At 73.5% G+C, this 332-nt stretch carries 1 pseudogene; it reads right to left on the bottom strand.

Features of this window, described 5'->3' with window-relative positions:
* Nucleotides 1-18: 18 nt before the first annotated feature.
* Nucleotides 19-332: pseudogene (locus ACV22W_RS33695) on the bottom strand (amidohydrolase); the annotation flags it as partial.

Here is a 332-nt window from a genome sequence, read left to right as displayed (position 1 = left end):
CCGGTTGTCGTCGACATGTCAGACCGCCCAGCACGAACAGCCGAACGCACCCCAGAAGCCCTTCGCGTCGGACGTCGGCAATGCGCCGCCCCACGCGCTCGCATGCGCATGCTGGTGCACGTTGCACGCGTTCGCGCAGCCGCACATCGCGGCCGCCGCCGCCCGTTGCAGCGGTGCGCCGTTGCGCTGCGTCGCGCCCCAGCCGCCATAGCCGCCGTACTCGCGCACGGGCGACCAGTCCGGCATCGCGGGCGGGATCGGCGCGTCGTGCGACGCGAACGGCCCCGCACCCCACACGATCCTGCCGCCGACCACCGTCAGCAACGCCGTCG

This window comes from Burkholderia sp. AW49-1, from assembly GCF_053427845.1.
Note: the sequence above shows the minus strand (reverse complement) of the source record. Positions and strands in the feature narration are given on the sequence as shown.